Below are 1,059 nucleotides of genomic sequence, written 5' to 3'. Positions count from 1 at the left end.
TGGCCCCGGTTCATGGGCCCGAAGACCCGGACCGGACCCAGATCCGCCCGACCCGCCACCCGGGCAGAGGACGGGACTCGCAGGAAGCGCGTCGCCCCTCGGTGCCGGCACCTCGAGATCGGTGCCGCGGACGGGTCCGGACATGGCGAACGGGGAGGAAGCGCGGTGCGCTTCCTCCCCGTTCGGGGGTGGCTGGACTCAGCCGGCGTTGAGGATCTCGGAGATCTTCTCCTGGATCTTGGCGGTGATGTCGCCGGGGTTGATGGCGGCGACGATGGCGCCGACGAGCAGGGCGGCGATCACGACGATGCCGACGTACTCCAGGGTGCCCTGGCCCTTCTCCTCGCGGGGAGCGTGGACGGTGGCGAGGACGGTGCTGTAGAGAGCGAGTGCCTTGGTGTACATGGTGTCTCCTGAGGGTGAGGGGGAGTGGTGGTCGTGGTGTCGGCGGGTGCTGCGTCCTGCTGACACCAGAAACGTATGCCGCCCGGTCGTGGTCGTTCATGGGCCCGAAGACCCGGACCGGACCCAGATCCGCCCGACCCGTCACCCGTCCCGCGTGGCCTAGGGTCGTGCCATGACCAGTGGTGGAGAGAGCCCGCAGGTGCGCCTGCTCGTCGACGGCCGTGGCGTGGCGCCGCTCGAGCGCGCCACGTCCACCCGGGCCCGCAGCAAGGGGTTGCTGGGTCGCGACGCGGTGGCGGGGGCGTTCTGGCTCGACCCCTGCCGGCACGTGCACACCATGCGGATGCGCTTCGCCATCGACGTGGCACTCGTCGATCGCGACCGTCGGGTGCTCCACGTCCAGACGATGCCGCCCGGACGGTTCAGTGCGGTGCGGTTCCGGTGCCGCTCGGTGATCGAGGCCGAGGCCGGTGCGTTCGAGCAGTGGGGTCTCGTCGCAGGCAGCTCGGTCCAGGTCGCCTCGTCCGACGACTGAGGCCCGCCCCGGGCCGGCGGGTCGCCCCTCGGTGCCGGCACCTGGAGCTCGGTGTCGCGGCCACGAGAGGGTCCGGACATGGCGAACGGGGAGGAAGCGCGGTGCGCTTCCTCCCCGTT

The 1,059-nt window shown here is 71.4% G+C and carries 2 protein-coding genes; one reads left to right on the top strand and one right to left on the bottom strand.

Translation table 11 applies throughout. The features are described from left to right. Positions 1 to 198: 198 nt before the first annotated feature. Positions 199 to 405 (bottom strand): hypothetical protein, encoded by a 207-nt coding sequence (locus RQG84_RS18070; protein WP_311211183.1) that lies wholly within the window; start codon positions 403 to 405, stop codon positions 199 to 201. Positions 406 to 577: 172 nt separating this feature from the next. Here RQG84_RS18070 and RQG84_RS18065 point away from each other — a divergent pair, with 172 nt between their 5' ends. Further along, positions 578 to 940: a DUF192 domain-containing protein gene (locus tag RQG84_RS18065; RefSeq protein WP_311211182.1), complete on the top strand. Its 363-nt coding sequence runs from the start codon at positions 578 to 580 to the stop codon at positions 938 to 940. Positions 941 to 1,059 lie beyond the last annotated feature (119 nt).

It is taken from the genome of Aeromicrobium sp. WCS2018Hpa-31 (assembly GCF_031843905.1).
Lineage (GTDB): Bacteria > Actinomycetota > Actinomycetes > Propionibacteriales > Nocardioidaceae > Aeromicrobium.
The sequence above is the reverse complement of the archived record's forward strand: the minus strand, read 5'-3'. Positions and strand labels throughout refer to the sequence as shown.

What these genes read in the sequence shown, in the direction of transcription:
- RQG84_RS18070 (WP_311211183.1), bottom strand. Translation starts at nt 405, where the DNA reads ATGTACACCAAGGCACTCGCTCTCTACAGCACCGTCCTCGCCACCGTC.
- RQG84_RS18065 (WP_311211182.1), top strand. Translation starts at nt 578, where the DNA reads ATGACCAGTGGTGGAGAGAGCCCGCAGGTGCGCCTGCTCGTCGACGGC.